This window comes from Aquabacterium fontiphilum, assembly GCF_009909205.1.
GTDB classification, from domain to species: domain Bacteria; phylum Pseudomonadota; class Gammaproteobacteria; order Burkholderiales; family Burkholderiaceae_C; genus Aquabacterium; species Aquabacterium fontiphilum.
The window spans coordinates 19,177-40,708 of sequence record NZ_JAAAPN010000007.1; the positions used below are offsets into that span (position 1 = coordinate 19,177).

Consider the following 21,532-nt stretch of genomic DNA (forward strand, 5'->3'; position numbering starts at 1 on the left):
CCCGCTCTTACTCACCGGTTCGCACCACGTATGCCCCGCCAGCTCTTCGTCACCACCGCGCTGCCTTACGCCAACGGCCATTTCCACATTGGCCACATCATGGAATACATCCAGGCCGACATCTGGGTGCGCTTCCAGCGCATGCAGGGCAACCAGGTGCACTTCGTGGGCGCCGATGACGCGCACGGCGCGCCCATCATGATCGCGGCCCAGAAGGTGGGCAAGACGCCACAGCAATTCGTGGCCGACATCGCGGCGGGCCGCAAGCCGTATCTGGATGGCTTTCACATCAGCTTCGACCACTGGTCGAGCACCGACAGCCCCGAGAACCACGAACTGGCGCAAAGCATCTATGTGGCGCTGAAAGACCAGGGGCTGATCGACGTCCGCCCTGTTCAGCAGTTCTTCGACCCCGAAAAGGGCATGTTCCTGGCCGACCGCTTCATCAAGGGCGAGTGCCCCAAGTGCGCGGCCAAGGACCAGTACGGCGATTCGTGCGAGGTGTGCGGCGCGGTGTACGCGCCCACGGAACTGAAGAACCCGTACTCGGCGCTGTCGGGCGCCACACCGGTGCTCAAGACGTCGGATCACTATTTCTTCAAGCTGTCTGACCCGCGCTGTCTGAGCTTTCTGGAGCAATGGACGCAGGACGGCAAGCTGCAGCCGGCCGTCAGCAAGAAGATCAAGGAGTGGTTCACCAAGGACGAAAACGGCGAGGGCGGCCTGGGCGACTGGGACATCAGCCGCGACGCGCCTTACTTCGGCATCGAAATTCCCGGGGCGCCAGGCAAGTATTTCTACGTCTGGCTGGACGCGCCGATCGGCTACCTGGCCTCGCTCAAGAGCTACTTCGCATCTGGCGGGCCCAAGGCCAAGTACGGCGAGTCTCGCTCATTCGACGAGTTCATGGCCGACCCGGCTGTGGAGCAGGTCCACTTCATCGGCAAGGACATCACCTACTTCCACACCCTGTTCTGGCCCGCGATGCTGCAGTTCAGCGGCCGCAAGCTGCCCAACCAGGTGAATGTGCACGGCTTCATGACCGTCAACAACGGCGAGAAGATGTCCAAGAGCCGTGGCACCGGGCTTGATCCGCTGAAGTACCTGAGCATCGGCATGAACCCCGAATGGCTGCGCTACTACATCGCTGCCAAGCTCAACGCCAACGTCGAAGACATCGACTTCAACAAGGACGACTTCATGGCCCGGGTCAACTCCGACCTGGTGGGCAAGTACATCAACATCGCCAGCCGCGCTGCCGGTTTCCTGCACAAGCGCTTTGGCGGGCGCCTGTGCCAGGTGGGCGGCACGCGCGAGGAGACGCCCGAAACCATCGCTGCGCAAGAGATGCTTCGTGCGCTGCAGGCGCGCCATGACACGGTGGTTGAGTTGTACGAGCAGCGTGAGTTCGGCAAGGCCCTGCGCGAGATCATGCTGCTGGCCGATCGCGTCAACGAGTATGTGGACGCCAACAAGCCCTGGGAGCTGGCCAAACAGGAGGGGCAGGACGCCCGCCTGCACGAGGTCTGTACGGTCTGCATCGAGGCTTTCCGCATCCTGACGATCTACCTCAAGCCCGTGCTGCCCGCGCTGGCCGAGCAGGTCGAAGCCTTCCTGAACGTGCCGCCGATGTTCATGGCCAAGAGCCAGGAGCTGTTGGGCGTGCACACGATTGGCACCTACCAGCACCTGATGCAACGCGTGGACGTGAAGATGCTGGATGCGCTGTTTGAGCCGCCGCCGGCGCCTGTCATTGAACTGCCCAAGCCAGGCGGCGAGGACATTGCCCCCACCATCACCATCGACGATTTCGTCAAGGTGGACCTGCGCATCGCCAAGATCGTCAACGCCGAGCACGTGGAGGGCAGCACCAAGCTGCTGCGCCTGACGCTGGATGTGGGCGAGGGCCGCCACCGCAACGTGTTCAGCGGCATCAAGGAGGCCTACCAGCCCGAGCAGCTCATCGGCAAGCTCACCGTGCTGGTAGCCAACCTGGCGCCGCGCAAGATGAAATTCGGCGTGAGTGAAGGCATGGTGCTGGCCGCGTCGCACGCCGATGAGAAGGCCAACCCCGGCGTGTATGTGCTCGAACCCTTCCCCGGCGCTGAGCCGGGCATGCGCATCCGCTGAGCCGGAGGGATCGGCGCCCGCGCGTGCGCTGGCGCTCAGCCCGGCTGAACCAGCGTGTCGAGCAAGGCCAGCAGCAACAGGGTGTGGGCCTGAGAGCGGGCGAGTGCCCGGAGCTGCCCAGCCGTCAGGCTGGCTGTGCCCTGGAGCGACGCGGTGAGCGTATCCAGCCCCGCGCTGACCTGACCGTGTGCAGCATGGGCGCGCACCGCCGAAGGCGCATGGCGCCACAGCATGCGCGCTCGGCGCAGTCCGCTGACCCAGCTGTGCGCCCAGGGGCTCAGTTCGGCCCCTGCGCTGGTGGTCGATTGCGCCACCTCGCTGGCGTTGTGGCTGATCTGGTCGACGGCTGCCTGCAGCCCGGCCGTCCACGCGGCCTGGCGTGCGCGCGGCCGCGCAGGCGGCATCGGGCTGGGCCGGCCGCTGCTGGCCTCGCGCGCGAGCTGGTCGCCGCGATGGGCCTTGGTCTGCACGTCGAGCCACACACCGTGGCGCACCACCAGATCTCGCGCCACAACCAGCACGGCCCGGGGGGCGCCTTCGATCAGCTCGATTTCCAGCTCTCGCACGGCACGTTGCAGCGTGCCGGCCCGGATCTCGCCCTGGTCCAGCGCCAGTTCGACCGTGCCGAAGGCCGGGGGCTGGCCGGGCACGGTCACCGCCAGCTGCGCGCGCTGGCGTTGCATCGCCGTGCCATACAGGGCGGTCAAGCCCGTGCCCACGCCAGCGGGATCGGTCACAGGATCCCAGCCCAGGTCGCGCACCAGCGCGTCGCGTGCGTGGCCGTGGTGGCGCGACAGGTCGGGCGACGCGGTCTGACCGTCAGCCGGAGCGGGGCAGGGCTGGTTGTCCTCCAGACGCACCATCGGGTTGGCCCCGGCGGCCTTGAGCGTCTGGACCCAGTCATCGTCTTCCCGGCGGATGCGCAGGGCCGCCCGGGCGCGGGCCAGCCGACGGTCCGGGGTGTCGAAGTAGATGGCCTCCAGCGTCTGCAGCGGCCATTGCCCGCCCGGCAGGGCGCTCAACTCGTCCTGCAGCACCATCCACGATGCCTCGGGCACCTGGAACTTCAGTTCGATTTCCTTCATCGTGACATTGTCTCGCGCCGGCTGCTCTCGCGCGAGTGCCCCGCCGCCCGGCTGGCCGATAGAATGAGAGGTTTGGCGCCACACTGTGCGGCGCACGACCTCGACCACTTTGACCGGATCTCCCATGCCGCTTTTCTGGAAGCCCTACAAGTCTGACGTGACCCAGTTCCTCGACAGCCTCAAGCAGCGCGATCCCCAGATGGAAGAGCGCCAGCGCCAGGGGCGCGCTCTGCTGTGGGATCGCCAGCCGCAGGACGCCGAGGCCCAGCGCGCCGTGCGCGAAGGCCGCGTGCCGCAGCAGCCTTACGTCTATCAGACCAAAGCCTGAGGTCAGGCTTGCACCCGGTCAGCGAGGTCGACGACGCAGGTCTGCCCCAGGTGGTGGACCACGTGGCCGTGGCGCGCCTGTACGGCGAGCCGCTGTTCGACCTGCCGTCTGATCTGTACATCCCGCCGGATGCCCTGGAGGTCTTTCTCGAGACTTTTGAGGGCCCGCTGGATCTGCTGCTCTACCTGATCCGCAAGCAGAACTTCAACATTCTGGACATCCCGCTGGCCGATGTCACGCGCCAGTACTTGGCCTATGTCGACCAGATTCGCAAGCGCAATCTGGAACTGGCGTCCGAGTATCTGCTGATGGCGGCCATGCTCATCGAGATCAAGTCGCGGATGCTGTTGCCACCGCGCAAGACCGATGATGGCGAAGAGGCCGAAGACCCACGGGCCGAGCTGGTCCGTCGCCTGATCGAGTACGAGCAGATGAAGCTCGCCGCGGCGCAACTCGACACGCTGCCGCTGATGGGACGCGATTTTCTACGCGTACAGGCCTACAGCGACCCCTCGCTGAACGTCCAGCTGCCCGAGGTCACGCTGGTCGATCTGCGTGAAGCCTGGGCCGGGATACTGCAGCGGGCCCGACTGCATACCCATCACACGATCACCCGCGAAGAGCTGTCGGTGCGTGAGCACATGAGCCTGGTGCTGCGCACGCTGCAGGGCCGGCGCTTTGTCGAGTTCGAGGCCTTGTTCGACGTCACCCGCGGCCCGCAGGTGCTGGTGGTCACGTTTATCGCCATGCTGGAGCTCGCCCGCGAGCGCCTCATCGAGATCACGCAGGCCGAGGCGTTTGCGCCCATCTACGTGCGCCTCGCATATCAACCTGCCTGATCTGCCTGGTCGGCCCGTCTGCATTCAGCGACGCACGCGCAGCAGCTTGCCGTCTTCCTCGTCGGTCAGCAAGTACAGCCAACCGTCGGGCCCCTGGCGCACATCGCGGATGCGGCCCCATTCGCCCTTGAACAGCGTTTCGCGTCCGACCACGCGGCCATCTTCCAGTGTCAGCCGCCACAGTGCCTTGCCAGCCAGCGCGCCCACGAACAGGCTGCCGCGCCATTCGGGAAAACCGTCGCCTGTGTAGAAGGCCATGCCGCTGGGTGCGATCGAGAACGGCTCCCAGTAGGTCAGGGGCTCGCTGAAGTCGGGCGCGTGCGTTCCTGCGCCCAGGCGGCACCCTTCGGTCGGGACCGAGCCATACGGGCAGCCGTAGCTGCGCAGCGGCCAGCCATGGTTGCTGCCCGGGCGCGCGATGTTGACTTCATCACCACCCTGTGGGCCGTGCTCGGCCACCCAGAGCTCGCCCGTGTCGGGGTGCAGGGCGGCGGACTGGATGTTGCGGTGGCCGGTGCTCCAGATCTCGGGCAGCGCGCCCGGCGTGCCCCAGGCGGGGTTGGCCGGCGCTGCCCCGCCTTCGCGGCGAATGCGAACGACCTTGCCCAGATGCGTGGTCTGGTTCTGGGCGAAGTCGGTCGTGGGGGAGCGCGGATTGTCCTTCATGCGGTCGCCCAACGCGATGAACAGCGTGTCGTCGGGCCCCAATGCCAGCCGGGCGCCATAGTGACCATCGCCGTCCAGCTTGGGTTGCTGCCTGAACAGCACCTGCACCTCGTCAAGCTGCGCACCATGGAGTCGCCCGCGCGCGACGGCTGTGCCACTCAGGCTGGCTTGTGCGCCCGTGCCTCGCTCCGCATAACTCCAGTACACCCACGGCGAGCTGCCTGACTCGGCCACGACATCCAGGAGACCGCCCTGGCCCTGGTTGTGAACCGTGGGCACGCCCGACACGGCTTCGCGTTGCTGGCCATTGGCGCTCAGACGCCAGAGGCGGCCGCCTTTCTCGGTCACGAGCATGCTGCCATCGCTCAGGAATGCCAGGCCCCAAGGGTTGCGCAGGCCGGACGCCACCACCTCGACGCGGGCCGCCTCGGCCGGCGGGGTGGATCCCACGGGCGGGGTATCGTTGCCCTGCTTGGCGCCGCCGCAGGCGCCGAGCGTCAGGCTGCCGATCAGCAAAGCGGCGCCAAGCGCTCGCAAGCCCTTGTGCGTGGAATGGCTGTGATGCATCTGGTAACCCCCGTGTGAACATGGCCTTGCCCTAGAATCCCGCCACTTCTTCCATGACGGCTGCACGCTGCAGCACAGTACAGCATGAACCCTGCCCAACAGCCCGGCCGCAAGCCCATGACCCTGCATCGCCTGCGGGAGATGCAGGCCCAGGGCGAGAAGATCACCATGCTCACCGCGTATGACGCGATGTTTGCGCGCCTGGTGGACGAAGCTGGCGTGGACTGCATCCTCGTGGGCGATTCGCTGGGCATGATCGTGCAGGGCCACGCCAGCACGGTGCCGGTGTCCATGGAGGAGATGGCCTATCACACGCGCTGTGTGGCGCGGGGAAACCGGACGGCGTGGGTGATCGGTGATCTGCCTTTCGGCAGCTACCAGGAAAGCCGCGAGCAGGCCCTGCGCAGCAGCGTGGCCCTGATGCAGGCCGGCGCCCACATGGTCAAGCTGGAAGGCGGCGGCTGGACGGCCGAGACGGTGCACTTTCTCACCGAGCGCGGCATCCCGGTGTGTGCCCACCTGGGCCTGACGCCGCAGAGCGTGCATGCGCTGGGCGGCTACCGCATCCAGGGGCGTGACGAGGCCGGTGCGGCCACGCTGCGCCGCCATGCTCGTGAACTGGCCGATGCCGGCGCCGCCATGATGGTGCTGGAGTTGATGCCCTCTGCCGTGGCCCGCGAGGTGCAGGCGGACAACCCGGGCGTGATGACGATCGGCATCGGCGCGGGCGCTGGCACGGCCGGCCAGGTGCTGGTGTTGCACGACATGCTGCATGTCACGCGCGGCAAGCTGCCCCGCTTTGTTCGCAACTTCATGGCTGAAGGTGGCAGCATCGAAGAGGCCGTCCGGCGCTATGTGCATGCGGTCAAGGACGGCAGCTTCCCTGACGAGGCTGTTCACGGCTATTGATCTACCCACCCGATCCACCCAGCGCATCTGCCATGAAAACCATCCACACCGTGGCCGAGCTGCGGGCCACGCTGTCGGCCGCGCCGGCGGCACCTGTCTTCGTGCCCACGATGGGCAACCTGCATGAGGGACATCTGGCCCTGATCCGCCAGGCAGTGGGCCTGGCCGATGCCGCCGCTGCGACCGGGCGCAGCCCGGTGGTGGCCAGCATCTTCGTCAACCGGCTGCAGTTCGGGCCGAACGAGGATTTCGACCGCTATCCGCGCACGCTGGCGCGTGACGCCGAATTGCTCGCCAGCGCGGGCTGCGACATCCTGTTTGCGCCCGATGAGGCCGAGCTGTACCCCGAGCCGCAGGGTTACAAGGTGGTGCCGCCCGCAGAGCTGGCCGACATCCTCGAAGGCGCTTTCCGGCCCGGCTTCTTCACCGGGGTCTGCACCGTGGTCCACAAGCTGTTCAACCTCGTGCAACCGCGTGCCGCGGTGTTCGGCAAGAAGGACTACCAGCAACTCATGGTCATCCGCAACATGGTGCGGCAGATGGGCCTGCCCATCGACATCGTCGGGGGCGACACCATGCGCTCGCCCGAAGGACTGGCCCTGTCGTCTCGCAACGGCTACCTCAGCGATGACGAGCGCGCCGAGGCGCTCACGCTGATCGGCTTGCTGCGCCAGATCCAGTCGCAGGCCCGTGGCGCCACGGCGCTCACGCCCGCCTTGCTGGCCGAATGGGAGCAGGCAGCGATGGCCAGGCTGCGCGAGCGCGGCTGGGCGCCCGACTATGTGATGGTGCGCCGCCAGACGGACCTGCATGCACCCACGGCCGACGAGCTGGCCGCCGGTTTGACCACCACGCCGCTGGTGACGCTGGTGGCGGCCAAGCTGGGCCGCACGCGGTTGATCGACAACCTCGAAATCTGATCAGAGGCTGGCCAGAAAGGCCACGGCTTCGTCCTGCACGCGGCTGCGACGCATGGGGGGCAGGCTTTGCCAGATGCGGCGGCCGTAAGGTTTGTCGATCAGGCGCGTGTCGCAGATCATCAGCACGCCGCGGTCGGTCTCGCTGCGGATCAGGCGGCCGGCGCCCTGCTTGAGCGCGATGATGGCCTGCGGCACCTGGTGGCTCATGAACGGGTTGCCGCCGGCCTGGGCCAGCAGCTCCAGCCGTTTGGCCAGCACCGGGTCGTCGGGTGGGGCAAAGGGCAGCTTGTCGATCACCACGAGCGTGAGCGCATCGCCCTTGACGTCGATGCCCTCCCAGAAGCTGTGGCTGCCGACCAGCACAGCATTGCCCGCCCGGCGGAAGTCGTCGAGCAGGGTGGGGCGGGGCGCGTCGCCCTGGCGCAGCACGGGGAAGGGATCGCCCGCCGCCTCGAACAACTGCTTGAGCCGGGCCGTGGCCGTGTCGACGGCGCGCAGGCTGGTGCACAACACGAACGCACGGCCGCGGTTCGCGCGGATCAGCGGCAGGGCCGCATCGACCACGGCTTCGGTATGGCGCGGATGCGATGGCAGCGGTAGCCCCTGCGGCACATACAGCATGGCCTGCTGGGGGTAGTCATACGGGCTGGACCACGACTGGCATTCGGCGTCTTCCAGGCCCAGCGCGTCGGTGAAATGGCGGAAGTCCTGCTTCACGGCCAGCGTGGCCGAGGTGAAGACCCATGCCTGGCGGGGGCGGTTGGATGGCGGCGCGTCGGCGTCGGGGGCGCCTTCGAACAGGGCTTGCAGATCGCCTTCGTCCTCGTCATCAGTCGGTGCGTGCTCGTTGTGCAGGGCTGACTCGTCGTCGGCCACATCGGCGCCCAGCCGCTGACGGCGGAAGACATCGGCCACCGAGATGGGCGTGCGGTGCAGCTGGACGCCGTGCGTGCCCACATCCACCCAGCACAGCTCGGGCTCGTGCGCCCGCTCGGGAGCGCCCCAGGCGATCAGGCGCTGCAGCAGGTCGTGTGCGCGGCGGTGGAGTTGCTGCAGGTCGGCACTGCGCTCGGCCTGGCTGTCGAGCACCTCGCGCACGTGGGCGAGCGCTTCGCGCAGCGTCGTCAGCGCAGGCAGCAGCGGGTGGTCGGCACCCAGTTGCGCAGATGACAGCCGTTGCGCCTGCATGCCGAAGCACAAACGGAGGTCGCGCGTGGCGCGGTCCATCGGCGCGAGGACATCGTTCCAGTTCGCGCCGTCTCGGGCCTGCGACTGGCCGGTGGCCAGCGTGTCGCGTAGAAAATCGAGCAACTGCGCGGTCGATACCGTTTCGCCGAAGAACAGCGTGGCGGTGTCGGGCAACTGGTGGGCTTCGTCGAAGATCACCGTCTGCGCCTGCGGCAGCAGCTCGGGCACGCCTTCTTCGCGCAGCATCAGGTCGGCAAAGAACAGGTGGTGGTTGACGACGACCACGTCGGCATCCTGGGCCTCGCGCCGGGCCCGCACGACAAAGCAGTCGGCGTAACGGGGGCAGTCGCTGCCCAGGCAGTTCTCGCGGGTGGACGTGACGCGGGCCCAGATGGCCGCGTGCTCGGGGACGGTGGGGCACTCGGCCTTGTCGCCCGTGGCGCTCAGCGGCGCAAAGCGGTTGATCTCGGACAGGTCGCGCACCTCCTGGCGGCTGCCCAGCAGGGTAGCGTCCTGGTTGGTGCGCTCCAGGTGGTGCCAGCACAGGTAATTGCTGCGCCCCTTGAGCAGCGCCACCTTGACCGGCACGGCCAGCGCGTCGCGGATGGCTGGCAGGTCGCGGTGGTAAAGCTGGTCCTGCAGCGCCTTGGTGCCGGTCGACACAATGACCTTGCCGCCTTCGAGCAGGGCAGGCACCAGGTAGGCGGCCGTCTTGCCCACGCCGGTACCCGCTTCGAGCACCACGGTGCGCGCATCACGGATGGCGGCCTGCACCGCCTGGCTCATCTCGATCTGTTCGACGCGCACGCGGTAGCCATCAAAGGCGCGGGCGAGCGGGCCGGTGGCAGAAAACAGGGTGGGCAGATCCATGGCAATGCGTGCGTCGAAGCCAGCATTGTGCGGCCGGATGGGCCGCGCAAGGTGCGGCCCGGCTTCACCCTCATTGGGGGCTCAGCCGGCGGCGCGGATCCAACTGGCTGCCATCGCACGCTGCAAGGTGTCCAGAACGTCCTGGCGATGAACGCGCTCTTGCGGGCCCAGGCCCGTGCCGGGGTGGCGGCGCAGCCAGTCCATCAGCCAGCGCGCTTCCTGCAGGTAGACGGCGCGGGTGTCCGCACGGGCGTGCTGAGTGCGCAGCACCGCTGCTGCCAACAGCCCAGCATGTTCGCGTTGCAGGTTGCGGCGCCACGCGGCCATGTCGGGCCGTGCGTCGGCTTCGGCCCAGATCGTGCGGCTCAGGTGGCGCTGGACGTCCGCGAACCCGGGCGCGGCACCCGGCTGGTCGCGCAGCTTCTCGGCGTTGTCGAGCAGCCTCATGGCCAGGGGCTCGCCCATGAGATGCTGAAGAATCGGGCGCTGCAGCGCGAGTTGCTGGTCAGCCACCGAAAAGTCGGTGATGACGAGGCTGTCCAGCCCATCATCCTGACGGTCGAGGTGGTTGGGACCCATGCGGCGCAGCACATCCGGAGGCAGACGCAGTACATCGGCCTGCAAGATGTGCTGGGCCAACATGCGCAGCGCCGCGTGCTGCACCTCGCCTGTCTGAGGGATCAACGTGTCGCGCGGGCTGTCGGCGCCCAGACGGGGGGTGTGCAGCCCGCCAACCTGACGCAACAGCACGGCACTGGCGCGCTGCAACTCCCTCAGGCCGAGCGCCATCGCGCGTCGCAACGCGCCAGGCTCGTCGCCTGGCTGCACGGGGCGAGCGGCTTGACGCTGGATCAGGTCGTGTACGAGCGCGATGCGCAGTTCGGCAAAGGCCACGGGGTCGTCGCCGAGATCGAAGGTCATCACCTCGGGGTCCATACCCAGCAGGTTGTCCTCGTCGGTACCGTAGCGCAGGGCGCGGCCGCTCACCGGATCGTCAGCCTGGGCCGCCAGGCGCTGTAGGGCGGCGCGCTCGGCCGCCACGTCCGTGCCGTGGTCGCCGTAGCCGTAGGCGATGGCCCAGTGGTCATAGGGGCCCAGTACGGTCTGGAACGGTGCACCGCCAGACTGGCCCGGCCGGGGCAGGTTGATGGGCAGGTAGTCCATCACCGAAGCGGCCAGTCCCTGCTCTCGTGTGAGCACAGGATGCGACATCGCCTGCAGGCTGCGCCAGGTCGAGGCTTTGAAGTTGTGCCTCAGACCCAGCGCGTGCCCGACCTCGTGCATGGTCGTGTCCTTGAGGTAGGCGAGCACGAAGGCTTCGACCTCAGGGTCGTCGGCCGCCAGGGGCCGCTCCGCGGCCAATGCTTCCAGGCCCCATTGCAGCTGCTCGCGGGCATGCAGGCCGTGCAGACAGGCGTCATCGTGCGGGGCCTCATGCGCGTGCCCAAGCGACGGTCTCACACTGTCTTCGATGGCCTCGCCGCCCGACTGCACGACACCATCCGGTGTCCAGAACTGGCTGCGCAGTGTGCGCACCGCACGCGACGACAGGCTTTCCAGCGCGATGTCGGCGTCGAGGATCTCACCGGTGCGCGGGTCCACATGGCTGGGCCCGATGGCGCCAAACACGGGCCGCGCATTGGTCATCCAGCGGATGGAGGCGTGCTCGGTCTGCAGTGTGTCGAATTGTTCGGCATCGGGGGCCTCGCGCACCTGGATCGCGTCCTCGAAGCCGATGGCCTCGAAGGCCGAGTTCCAGGCCAGCACACCCTCGCGAATGGCGCCTCGGTAGGCCACCGGGATGCTCGGGTCTAGCCAGAACACGATCGGCTTCTTCGGACGCGAGCGAGTTGCGGTTGGGTCGGCCTTCTCCAGCCGCCACCGATGGATGTGGCGCAGACGCGGCTGGCGGGTGAACTCCTGGCCAAAGTCCGTCACGGTGGTGGTGAAGTAGCCCACACGCGCGTCGGCTGGGCGCGGGCGCATCGGTTGGGCCGGCAGCGGCGACAACGTGTAGTGCACGTTGATGAACAGGCTGCGGGGATCGGGCAATGTCCTGGGCAGCACGGGTGGGTTGCTGCCGCTGCCGCCCTGTGCCAGCGAGGGGGTCGCGTAGTGCAGACGCGCTTCGAGCACGAGGCTGCCCGCCTGGGGCCTGGCCTGCAGGATCTGGCTGTTACGGGCGTCCAGTGCGTAGCCCTGCCGGAACGCGTGCTGCAAACGCGGGCTCAGACCGATCCAGTCGGTGAACAGCCATTGCGAGGCATCCACCAGCACCGCCCCGGTCTGAGGATGGGGCGCCGACGCCAGTGGAAGGCTGGCCACCAGGCTGGGGGAGTAGGCCTGCTGAACCGCCCGGGCTTGCGGGCTGCCCGATTGCGCCACGTAGGCTGCGTTCATGGCCAACAACTGAACCTGCTGGTGCACGCGGTGGAATGCCACCCATTGCGGCCGCCCCACGCTGGCCGAGCGGCTTTGCATGAGCCCGCCAAAGATGCCGGCTTCGCCGATCCCGCTGGACAGCTTGGGTGAGAGAAAGAGGGGCTGCCCGAAGCGGTCTGGCGCCAGTTCGATCCAGACCTTGTCCTGCTTGCGCCAGATGGGGAGCCAGCCAGCTTCGCGTTGCGCCCCGCGGGTCAGGACATCGAAGGCCGGTGGTGTGCCGGGTGGTGCGGTGCCTGCAGGCGCTACAGGGGCCGCCGGGGCAGCGGGGGCCGCGGGGGAAGTGATCGACGCGGGCGCCGTCTGCGGCCTCGTCTGGGCCGCTACTGCGGCATTGGGCGGGTGGGCGGCGAGGCCTGAGGAAGACGTCTGTGGGGCGCCTGTTGGCAGTTGGCTGCACGCCGACAGCACGAGCAAGACGGCCAGGCCGGCCGTCGGGCGACACGGAAACCGGGAGTTCATGACCATGACCTTACCACCCATGAAAAAACCCGGTGGGCCAGGACGACCACACCGGGTGTGCGTGTGCAGGGGGGCGCGCCTCGATGGCGCGCCGTTGTGCATCAGTGAGGCGCGGCCGGGAACCAGTCCTTCACGAACGACAGTGCTTCGAAGTCCTGCACTGCCAGCGGACCGAAGCCCACGATGGTCAGGCCGCTGGCCATCACGATCAGCGGCAGGATCCAGCGCTCGTAGCGCCGGAAGAAGCCGAGATGCTGGACTTCCTTGTCGGCAATGGCCACTTCTTTGTCGCCCACGACCTGACGCGTCAGCAACTGGTTCAGCGCCACGGGCGGCGACAGGTAACCCAGCTCGAAGGCCACCAGCACCATCATCCAGAAGTGGAGCGGATCGATGTTGTTGGCGTAGGCCACCGGTGCCAGCGTACCCGAGACCAGGATGGCTGCGCCCAGCGGGTCCATGATCATGCCGACGAACACCATGACGACCATCAGGAAGGCCATCGCCGTCCAGCGGCTGTCGAAGACCTGCGGGAACAGCTCCATGACCTCCGAACGCTCGATCACACCGCCCACGGCCAGCGACAGCGTCATCAAGCTCAACAGGGCGCCGATGTGGCCAATGGTTTCGGTGGTGGCGTAGCGCACGGAGCGCTCCACACCCTCCTGGCGGTGGCTGGCGTAGTCTGGCGTGATCTCGGCCTTGCCCTTGTTGAGCACCTTGTCGAAGATCAGGATCAGCAGCAGCATCACAGGGATGATGGTGGGTGCCGTGATCTCGTTGAGCTTGGTGTCCAGACCGTACTCGTACAAGGCGATGATGCCGGCCGTCACGGCAATGTAGGGCACCAGCGGGATGAGTTCGCGCAACATGCCCGGAATGGCCACCATTGGCGACTCGATGGCGGCACGCTGGGTACGCAGCATTTGCGAAACCAGGAAGAACAGCGTCGAGGTCAGCAGGAAGACATAGAAGCCCCAGTGATACAGCCCATTGGTGGTGACCTGCTTGTTCAGCGCGGCAATCATCACCACCAGCAGGCAGGGCCGCAGCACCACGCCCAGCGAGCCGGACATGGCTGTGGCGGCCAGCGCGAACTGGCGGCTGCCGCCGGCTGCGCGCACCTCGTGGTAGATCACGGCGCCAGCGGCGATCACGAAGATGCCGGATGCGCCGGTGTAGGCCGTGCCGATCGACGCGATGATCAGGATGATGTAGGTGAGCAGCTGCGGCGACAGGCTCCACGGCCGGATCACGTTGAGCACCAGATCGATCACGCGGCTCTGCTTGAGCAGCATGCCCGCCCAGATGAACAGGGCCAGGTTCATGAAGATGCTCGGCAGCGCCATCAACTGGTTGATGTAGATCGCCAGACCGGATGGGTGACCAATCAGCAGGAAGTAGATGCCTGCGATGATGGCCATGTTGGCATACAGCGGTACGGCCAGCAGCGCCTTGCCCCAGCTGCCGTCTCCCTCAGAGGCCTTGGGGTGTGGCTTGAACAGGCGGAATGCATTGATGCCCAGCATGGCCGCAAACGTGGCCATCCAGATGAAGTGCAGATGGGCATCCTCCACCGTGCCGCCTTGTCCGAGGATCTGGTAGTAACGCACCGTCGAGAACAACAACAGCGCATTGGCGAACACCTGCGACCACGTCTGCGCTTTGAAGTCACGCGTGAACACGGCGGGACGGATGCCGATGTGGTGGTAGCCCAGCGTGGTCGTCACCGCACCGATGGCCACCATGATCAGCAGGATCAATGGGCGGTTCTCCATGCCCAGCTTGAACAGGCCGAAGAAGCTCGTCTCTAGGGTACGGTAGGCCTTGACCTCGGGCGTGAGGCTGGCAGACACGCGCTCGTACATGCTGTGCTTGGCCTTGCAGATGGCCTGCGCCTGTTCGATGGACTGGCGCAGCACAGCCGGGTCGGCCGGCCCGCTGTCGCCGAACAGGGCGTCGAGGTCGTCGTCGACGCGGGCGCCGCCATTGAGCTGGCGTTGCACCTCGGCATCGATGTCGAGGTTGGCATCGCAGTCAGGCTTGACCGGGTCGGCGCGAAGCATGAAGTACTGAACCTGCTTGGCGGGGTCGCCGAACATCGACTCGCCCAGGCGCAGCAGCTGGCCATGGACCATCTCGCCGGTGCCGATGATCAGCGTCAACAGCAACAGGGCGAAGACCGGCAGGCTGGAGAACCACTCCAGGAAGGTGCGCCCGAGGAGCTTGCGTGAGTTGGGTGCGTGCATGGGATGTGTGGGGTGAGGTGTGGATCAACGGCGACCGTCAACCCAAAAAAAGGCGCACGAAACCGATTCGTGCGCCGGGTTCAGCCGGGCTCATGGACCGGCCGAGCGTCACTTCCAGTCTTCTTCCGACTTGGTCGAGCACTCGGGGTCGGCTGGGTTCACATTGCAGCGCACGCGCTTGATGATGCGAAGACCGCGCTTGTCGTACAGACCTTGCTGAGCGATGTCGATGCGCGACTCACGCAGCATCAGCGTGTACTTGTAGGAGTTCTCGGGCGTCAGGTCCATCCACACATTGGGCGGGATGCTGGCATCGGCCTGCTTGACCAGCTGCAGTGCGCGATCGAACTGTCCAGCCCAATACTGTCGCGACTTCTCGCCGAAGCCCTGCGGGAACTTGCTGTGGTTCAGGATGACCTGATAGGTGAGGATCAGGATGGGGAAGCGGGCCATCGCACCCTTGGTGCCGACGCCCTTGTGCAGCTCCAGCGGGCGGTAGGCCAGCGTCGGCGCAGCAATCATGTCCACCGAGCCGTTGTTGAACTTGGTCGCGAAGTTGGTGATGTCGGCAGACACCGGCTGTGCGCCAATGCGCTGGATCATCACGGCCTGGGCCTTGTCGTAGTCGAACGAGGCGATTCGCTTGCCGGCCAGCGCTTCGACCGTGTTGATGCGGCGGTCATTGACGATGGGGTAGGCTGCGCCCAGCGGGATGATGCCGCCCACCTCGTGCGCGCCTTCCACCATCAGCTTGGCTGCAGCCGGTGCGGCAAAGGTCTGCACCAGCTTGCGTACCACGTCGTAGCTCGCGTTGATGTCGATCTTGCCGTCGCGCACGATGGTCGTGGCACCCAGCGTGTCGATCGAGCCGGCCACGGCATTGAAGGGCCGTGTGCGGAAGGCGGTGGCGATGAAGCCAGCGCATTGCCCGGTGCGGTATTCGTCAGCAGCGACGCGCTCGTCAGTGAAGCCCTTGAGCTCGATGTTGACACCGTGGCGCTGCATGGCCACCTGGTAGTCCTTGGCCATGTTGAACAGGTCGCCTGCAGCACCCAGCAGGTCATAGACGCAGATCCGCTGCGCCGCACCTTGAGCCTGTGCAGACTTCGCTGCACCCATGGCGGCCAGCGCAATGACGCTGATCGCCCCCGTCTTCTTGACCAAGTTCATGTTGTCTCCTCGGAACCAAAAAGCCGAGGGCCCTGACCGCGGGCCCTCGACTGCGTCTCGGTGTTGGGTTAGCACGCTCCGTTCCTGCGACGGCTTGCGCGCCAGCGCCAGCGATGACACTTTGTAACTATATCGGGGACGAAGTTTCTCCAGGCAAACCCCTCCCCACACGCATAGGGGAAGGGAATTCCCTATGGGTCACCTGCATGCACCAGATTGGTCAGTTGAGGAAGCTGTCAGCGTCGATGTCCCCGCCCGCCTTGTCGTCCCAGAACTTGCCCAATCCCATGATGGGCGTGCGGGTGCCGGTGTTCTGGGTCCACATGCGGTCTGACATGTTGGTGATCTGCGAAACCGCGATGGCGTCGAGCAGGCGGTAGTCCGGATTGGCTTTGAAGTTCTGGACCGAGGTGAAGCGCTTGATCACGGCGCGCAGCTTGTCCTTGTTGTCGGCTGACTGTGCAGCGACGGCGGCCATCACGTGCGGCAGGCGCACCCCGTTGCGTTCGCCCAGCTTCATGGCTGCATCGAAGGTGCCGTCTACGTCCTTGCCATCGCTCGCGCCGGGGATGATGCTCCACACCACGGCTTGAGCGGCCTTGGGCACGCCCCACCACTTGGTGTTGTCCAGGCAGTTCATCGCCTTCTCGACCAGGGGGGCCGTATCGGTCGGAACGCCCACCGTCTGCTGGCCTGCAATGTCGTTCTGCATGGCCTGCAGACCTGCGACCGAGCCCAGCAAGTAAACCAGTTCATCGAAGTCGCGCTTGAAGCGGGGGCAGCTGCTGCCGTACTTGATGAAGTACTTCTGCTCCATCTTCGTTCTCATGCGGAAGAAGGCGGTGTACTGCCGCTCTGCGGCGGTGGCCAGAATGCGCTTCTGGGCCACACGGGCGTCGATGGCTTCATCCGAGCGTTTCTCTTTCGAGGCGCGCAAGTAGCGCATCTCTTCGGCCAATGCTGCGTTCTCGGAGCACACGCCAGCCGACGAGAGCAACACGGTTTCCATCAGCGACGGGTCGCCATAGAAGTTGCGCGCGGCTCCGACCAGCGGGGTGTTCACGGCCGAGAAGTTGCAGACCATCTCCACATCGCTCATCTGCAGCGTGGGCGGGGTGAAGCCGTCTTCGAGGATGCTCAGCGTGGTGCCGCTGACGTTCGATTGAATCAAGGCACAGCCACCCAGCGTCAGGGCCGAAGTGGCCGCTGCGATCAAGGTGAGCAGACGGGGCATCCGTGAGGTCATGGAAGAGGTCTCCAGCGAGATTGGCGTAATGGTGCGTCGGGCGGCGGGCCGCGCCGGAAGGGGTCTGTGGCGTGAACTGTTCACAGACAGGTACGCGGGAAATTCTAGCCCTGCACACTGGCGTGACCGAGTGCACACCCACTAGGGATAGCCCCCGATCACCTGCAGTTGCATGGTCGGCCTGGCACAAAAAAGCCCGTCCAGGGACGGGCTTGTACGGGGGCTCGGGGTTTCAGCGGATGGGCTTGAAGCGCACGCGCTTGGGGCGCGCACCTTCTTCGCCGAGACGCTTCTTCTTGTCGGCTTCGTACTCCTGGTAGTTGCCATCGAAGAAGAACCACTGCGAGTCGCCTTCGCACGCGAGGATGTGCGTGCAGATGCGGTCGAGGAACCAGCGGTCGTGGGAGATGATCATGGCGCTGCCGGCGAACTCGAGCAGCGCGTCTTCCAGCGCGCGCAGGGTTTCGACGTCGAGGTCGTTGGAGGGCTCGTCGAGCATCAGCACGTTGCCGCCCTGAGCCAGCGTCTTGGCCAGGTGCAGACGGCCGCGCTCACCGCCCGACAGGTTGCCCACCAGCTTTTGCTGGTCGTTGCCCTTGAAGTTGAAGCGGCCGATGTAGGCGCGCGAGGGCATCACGAACTTGCCGACGACGATGTTGTCGAGGCCGCCCGAGACGTCTTCCCACACGGTCTTGCTGCCGTCCAGGCCTTCGCGGCTCTGGTCGACGAAGGCCAGTTGCGCGGTCTTGCCGATGACGACTTCACCGCTGTCCGGTTTCTCGACACCCTGGATCATGCGGAACAGCGTCGACTTGCCGGCGCCGTTGGGGCCGATGATGCCGACGATGGCGCCCGCGGGCACCTTGAAGCTCAGGTTGTCGATCAGCACGCGGTCACCGAAGGACTTGGTGACGTTCTTGAACTCGATCACTTCGTTGCCCAGGCGCTCGGCCACCGGGATGAAGATCTCGTTGGTCTCGTTGCGCTTCTGGTACTCGACGTCGCTCAGCTCTTCGAAGCGGGCCAGGCGGGCCTTGCTCTTGGCCTGGCGACCCTTGGCGTTCTTGCGCACCCATTCCAGTTCCTGCTTCAAGGCCTTGGCGCGGGCGTCTTCGGTTTTCTGCTCCTGCTCCAAGCGCTTTTCCTTGGCGTCCAGCCAGTCGGAGTAGTTGCCCTTGTACGGGATGCCCATGCCGCGGTCGAGTTCGAGAATCCACTCGGCAGCGTTGTCCAGGAAGTAGCGGTCGTGGGTGATGGCCACCACGGTGCCAGAGAAGCGGCTGAGGAACTGCTCCAGCCAGTCCACCGATTCGGCGTCCAAGTGGTTGGTGGGTTCGTCGAGCAGCAGCATGTCGGGCTTGGACAGCAGCAGGCGGCACAGGGCCACGCGGCGCTTTTCGCCGCCGGACAGCGGGCCAATCTTGGCGTCCCAAGGCGGCAGTCGCAGTGCGTCGGCGGCCAGTTCCAACTGCAGGTCGGTGTTCTCGGAGCCGGCTGCAGCGATGATGGCTTCGAGCTCGCCCTGCTCGGCGGCCAGCGCGTCGAAGTCGGCATCGGGCTCGGCGTAAAGCGCATACACCTCGTCCAAGCGCTTCTTGGCTGCCAGCACGCCGCCAATGCCTTCCTCAACCGCTTCACGCACGGTCTGCTCGGGGTTGAGTTCGGGCTCTTGGGGGAGATAGCCGATCTTGATGCCGGGCATCGGGACGGCTTCGCCCTCGATGTCCTTGTCCACCCCGGCCATGATCTTGAGGAAGGTGGACTTGCCCGAACCGTTGACACCCAGCACGCCGATCTTGGCGCCCGGGAAGAAGCTCAGGGTGATGTCCTTGAGAATCTGTCGCTTCGGGGGAACGATCTTCCCGACGCGGTTCATGGTGAAGACGTACTGTGCCATGGTGACATGGACCTCCGGAAAAAAGAACAACCGGTGCTGGCCTTGCGGCCCACCGGTTGGACATCAGTGTTGGAATGCGCAGCGCAGGCGAGCAACCAGTTCAGGGGCTGCGCGCGCGATCCTGCGCCAAACCCTGTAGCTTAAAGCAAGCTGAGGCCATCAGCCGAGTGAATTCGACTTGGAATGTCTCAGGCGCCGTGTGCGCTCAGCCGCGCAGGCGGGCCAGCAGGTTGTCGGTTTCCAGTTCGGCCTGGCGCTGGATCTGCTCGTCCGTCATGGCGGCCAGATCCAGCAGCGACATCTTCAGGTTCATCAGGCTGTCGCGCAGCGTGAACAGCGCCGACTGCATTTCGGCGATCTGCGAGGGAGTGGGATCGTGCGGCGTGTGGGCAGACATGCTTGGGCTCCTGACCCCGTTCTGGCGCGGTAACGCGCGGCGGCCGTCGGGCGGGGGTGATCGCGCAATCGCGGCCGTCAGAATGACTTTAGCCGCGGGTTGTCACGGGGAACAGCGCCCAAGTGAGGGGAAAGCGTTTCGCCTGGCAATAAAAAAACCCGGCCGGAGCCGGGTTTCAGTGCAGCGTGCGCCGCAGAGCCTCAGGGCTTGTTGCCGGTCGGGAACGGCCAGGCAGCTTGCGGGCTCAGGGTGGTCTTGGCCGCAGGGGCAGGCTTGGAAGGAGCGGGCTTCTTGGCCGCTGCCTTCTTGGCCGGAGCCGCCTTCTTGGGAGCGGCAGCCTTGGGCGTTGCCGCCTTCTTCACCGCAGCCTTCTTGGCGGGTGCGGCCTTCTTCACGGCGGCCTTTTTGGCCGGTGCGGCAGCCTTCTTGGGTGCAACAGCCTTCTTCGCCGGTGCAGCGGCCTTCTTCACCACAGCCTTCTTGGCGGGTGCGGCCTTCTTCACGGCGGCTTTCTTGGCTGGTGCAGCCTTCTTCACGGCGGCTTTCTTGGCCGGTGCAGCCTTCTTGGGTGCTGCAGCCTTCTTGGCCGGAGCGGCCGCCTTCTTCACGGCGGCTTTCTTTGCGGGCGCAGCCTTCTTCACAGCGGCCTTCTTGGCCGGGGCGGCTTTCTTAGCTGCCACTTTCTTCGCAGTTGCCATACGGATCTCCTTGATCAAGTTGCAAAGAGCACTGTGCTGCTGTCTGGCAACACAGGATTCACCACCCGACACCCCCTAGGATCTGAGTGCGGTGCAGTGAATGGGGTAGGCCGGTCAGGCCTGAACGGGTGATCCGGTGCTCTTTGCGGCACGTTGATCAGTCCCAGGACAGGGCCCCGCCCGACTGGTATTCAATGACGCGGGTTTCGAAGAAATTGCGTTCCTTCTTCAGGTCGATCATCTCGCTCATCCACGGGAAGGGGTTCTCTTCGTTGGGGAAGAGCTCCTCCAGTCCGATCTGGACGGCGCGGCGGTTGGCGATGTAACGCAGGTAGCCCTTGAACATCGACGCATTCAGACCGAGCACGCCGCGCGGCATGGTGTCTTCAGCGTAGCGGTACTCGAGTTCGACTGCTTTGATGAACAGCGCCTTGATTTCGGCCTTGAATTCAGGCGTCCACAGGTGCGGGTTCTCCAGCTTGAGTTGGTTGATCAGGTCGATGCCGAAGTTGCAGTGCATCGACTCGTCGCGCAGGATGTACTGGTACTGCTCAGCGGCGCCCGTCATCTTGTTCTGACGGCCCAGGGCCAGGATCTGCGTGAAGCCCACGTAGAAGAACAGGCCTTCCATCAGGCAGGCGAAGACGATCAGCGACTTCAGCAGCGTCTGGTCGTTCTCGGTGGTGCCGGTCTTGAAGTTCGGGTCCATGATCGCGTCGATGAACGGGATCAGGAACTCGTCCTTGTCGCGGATGGACTGGATTTCGTTGTACGCGTTGAAGATCTCGGACTCATCCAGACCCAGGCTCTCAACGATGTACTGATAGGCGTGCGTGTGGATGGCCTCTTCAAAGGCCTGACGCAGCAGGAACTGGCGACATTCGGGCGCCGTGATGTGGCGGTAGGTGCCCAGCGTGATGTTGTTGGCAGCCAGCGAGTCGGCGGTGACGAAGAAGCCGAGGTTGCGCTTGATGATGCGGCGCTCGTCTTCGCTCAGGCCGTTCGGGTCCTTCCACAGCGCGATGTCGCGAGACATGTTGATCTCTTGCGGCATCCAGTGGTTGGCGCAAGTGGCCAGATACTTTTCCCAGGCCCACTTGTACTTGAAGGGCACCAGCTGGTTGACATCGGTCTGACCATTGATGATGCGCTTGTCGGCCACGTTCACGCGACGCGAGGTGCCGCCGGAAGCAGCTGTGGAAGCCGATGCAGCGGGCGATGCGGAGACAGGGGTGCCGCGCACATCGTCGCGCGATGTGGCTGCAAAGCCTTGAGGCTTGGATGAGGATTTGGACGAATCGTCTTCCCAGACCAACATGGTTGACATCCTATGAAGGTGGATTATGGAAGGGTGTTGTGAAAAACACCAAGTACTTCTTGACATTGCGGACCAGTGGTTGTTGCTGGCTTGCATCGGACATCAGGCGATCAGGCCGCGACGCACGTGCTTGCAATGTCTTCATGAAAGG

16 protein-coding genes are annotated in these 21,532 nt (G+C 65.5%); 5 read left to right on the forward strand and 11 right to left on the reverse strand.

All coding sequences use genetic code 11. The features are described 5' to 3' along the window. The first annotated feature begins 30 nt into the window (after nt 1-30). Entirely contained in the window at nt 31-2,130 is a 2,100-nt protein-coding gene (gene metG, locus GTZ97_RS09440; RefSeq protein WP_161650346.1) for a methionine--tRNA ligase, read from the forward strand. A gap of 35 nt (nt 2,131-2,165) precedes the next feature. On the opposite strand, the gene GTZ97_RS09445 is transcribed toward metG, so the two are convergent. Beyond that, a complete protein-coding gene (locus GTZ97_RS09445; protein ID WP_161650347.1) occupies nt 2,166-3,215 on the reverse strand; it encodes a CYTH domain-containing protein in 1,050 nt (349 codons plus the stop codon). Nucleotides 3,216-3,339: 124 nt separating this feature from the next. Between GTZ97_RS09445 and GTZ97_RS09450 the strand changes: the two genes are divergently transcribed. Continuing rightward, nucleotides 3,340-3,543 (forward strand): DUF3460 family protein, encoded by a 204-nt coding sequence (locus GTZ97_RS09450; protein ID WP_161650348.1) that lies wholly within the window; start codon nt 3,340-3,342, stop codon nt 3,541-3,543. Nucleotides 3,544-3,551: 8 nt separating this feature from the next. Next, entirely contained in the window at nt 3,552-4,382 is an 831-nt protein-coding gene (locus tag GTZ97_RS09455) for a segregation and condensation protein A (RefSeq protein ID WP_236651114.1), read from the forward strand. A gap of 24 nt (nt 4,383-4,406) precedes the next feature. On the opposite strand, the gene GTZ97_RS09460 is transcribed toward GTZ97_RS09455, so the two are convergent. Then, nucleotides 4,407-5,615 carry a PQQ-dependent sugar dehydrogenase gene (locus GTZ97_RS09460; RefSeq protein ID WP_161650349.1) on the reverse strand — a complete coding sequence of 403 codons (1,209 nt, stop codon included), beginning with the start codon at nt 5,613-5,615 and terminating at the stop codon, nt 4,407-4,409. An 84-nt stretch (nt 5,616-5,699) separates the two neighbouring features. On the opposite strand from GTZ97_RS09460, the gene panB reads away from it, so the two are divergent. Continuing rightward, a complete protein-coding gene (gene panB / locus GTZ97_RS09465; RefSeq protein ID WP_236651115.1) occupies nt 5,700-6,524 on the forward strand; it encodes a 3-methyl-2-oxobutanoate hydroxymethyltransferase in 825 nt (274 codons plus the stop codon). Nucleotides 6,525-6,556: 32 nt separating this feature from the next. Beyond that, nucleotides 6,557-7,444 carry a pantoate--beta-alanine ligase gene (panC, locus tag GTZ97_RS09470; RefSeq protein WP_161650350.1) on the forward strand — a complete coding sequence of 296 codons (888 nt, stop codon included), beginning with the start codon at nt 6,557-6,559 and terminating at the stop codon, nt 7,442-7,444. On the opposite strand, the gene GTZ97_RS09475 is transcribed toward panC, so the two are convergent. The 9 genes from GTZ97_RS09475 to GTZ97_RS09515 form a co-directional block, all read right to left on the reverse strand. Then, nucleotides 7,445-9,502 (reverse strand): ATP-dependent DNA helicase, encoded by a 2,058-nt coding sequence (locus GTZ97_RS09475; RefSeq protein ID WP_161650351.1) that lies wholly within the window; start codon nt 9,500-9,502, stop codon nt 7,445-7,447. Nucleotides 9,503-9,583: 81 nt separating this feature from the next. After that, nucleotides 9,584-12,406 (reverse strand): zinc-dependent metalloprotease, encoded by a 2,823-nt coding sequence (locus tag GTZ97_RS09480; RefSeq protein WP_161650352.1) that lies wholly within the window; start codon nt 12,404-12,406, stop codon nt 9,584-9,586. A 101-nt stretch (nt 12,407-12,507) separates the two neighbouring features. Beyond that, complete coding sequence (locus GTZ97_RS09485; RefSeq protein ID WP_161650353.1) at nt 12,508-14,655, reverse strand: TRAP transporter large permease subunit; 2,148 nt, start codon at nt 14,653-14,655, stop codon at nt 12,508-12,510. 108 nt (nt 14,656-14,763) lie between these two features. After that, nucleotides 14,764-15,825, reverse strand: a complete 1,062-nt coding sequence (locus GTZ97_RS09490; protein ID WP_161650354.1) for a putative solute-binding protein — start codon at nt 15,823-15,825, stop codon at nt 14,764-14,766. Between the two features lie 220 nt (nt 15,826-16,045). After that, the gene (locus GTZ97_RS09495) at nt 16,046-17,071 is read right to left on the reverse strand and encodes a hypothetical protein (RefSeq protein WP_161650355.1); all 1,026 of its coding nucleotides are present in this window, start codon (nt 17,069-17,071) and stop codon (nt 16,046-16,048) included. 232 nt (nt 17,072-17,303) lie between these two features. Further along, nucleotides 17,304-18,968 (reverse strand): energy-dependent translational throttle protein EttA, encoded by a 1,665-nt coding sequence (gene ettA, locus GTZ97_RS09500; RefSeq protein ID WP_161650356.1) that lies wholly within the window; start codon nt 18,966-18,968, stop codon nt 17,304-17,306. 205 nt (nt 18,969-19,173) lie between these two features. Beyond that, a complete protein-coding gene (locus GTZ97_RS09505; RefSeq protein ID WP_161650357.1) occupies nt 19,174-19,365 on the reverse strand; it encodes a hypothetical protein in 192 nt (63 codons plus the stop codon). Nucleotides 19,366-19,565: 200 nt separating this feature from the next. Further along, nucleotides 19,566-20,063 (reverse strand): histone, encoded by a 498-nt coding sequence (locus GTZ97_RS09510; protein WP_161650358.1) that lies wholly within the window; start codon nt 20,061-20,063, stop codon nt 19,566-19,568. Between the two features lie 157 nt (nt 20,064-20,220). Then, entirely contained in the window at nt 20,221-21,381 is a 1,161-nt protein-coding gene (locus GTZ97_RS09515) for a ribonucleotide-diphosphate reductase subunit beta (protein WP_161650359.1), read from the reverse strand. Between the last annotated feature and the right edge of the window lie 151 nt (nt 21,382-21,532).